Here is a 750-nt window from a genome sequence, read left to right on the forward strand (position 1 = left end):
GGGGCGGTTAGTCCCCTCAGCTTGACCATGGCGTCGAGCGCCTCGGTCACTTGGTAGGCGCGGAAGTTGGCTCTCGGTGTGAGTGAAAGCGCCTCTCGCGTGTGGCAATCGACGACGGTCAAGATCCGGAATGGACGTCCGTCGAAGAGGCGGTCGGACATGAAGTCCATAGCCCAGACCTCGTTGGGTCCGCCGATCGCTGGTTGGCCCTGGCGATACCGCCAAGCCCGTTTGCGCTTTGGGAGCTTGCCCCGGATCGACAGCCCTTCGTCTCGGTAGATCCGGTAGGTGCGCTTGTGGTTCACCTGCCAGCCCTCCCGTCGCAGCAAGATGTGCAGCCGTCGATAGCCGTACCGGACCCGTGCGGCGGCCAACTCCTTCAACCGCATCCGCAGAGCGACTTGGGGGTCGGCTCGCTTCCTGTAACGCTGGGATGAACGGCCAAAGCCGGTGGCTTGGCAGGCCCGACGCTCGCTGATGTCGTAGGCCACCCGCAAGTGACCGGCGACTTCACGGCGAACGGCGGCCCTCACCACTTTCGTTTGAGCACGTCCTGCAGCATCGAGCGGTCCAGCGTCAGGTCAGCGACCAGCCGCTTGAGCTTGCTGTTCTCGTCCTCCAGCTGCTTGAGCCGCTGGATCTCCGGCACGCCCATGCCGACGAACTGCTTCTTCCAACGGTAAAACGTCGGCTCGGATACGCCCATCTTCCGGCAGACTTCGTCCACCGAGGCGCCGTTCTCCGCCTGCC

At 64.3% G+C, this 750-nt stretch carries 1 pseudogene; it reads right to left on the reverse strand.

The annotated features are described in order from the left end of the window. A pseudogene (locus MHA02_RS21895) lies at positions 1-750 on the reverse strand (IS3 family transposase); the annotation flags it as partial.

The organism is Methylobacterium haplocladii (assembly GCF_007992175.1).
GTDB lineage: Bacteria > Pseudomonadota > Alphaproteobacteria > Rhizobiales > Beijerinckiaceae > Methylobacterium > Methylobacterium haplocladii.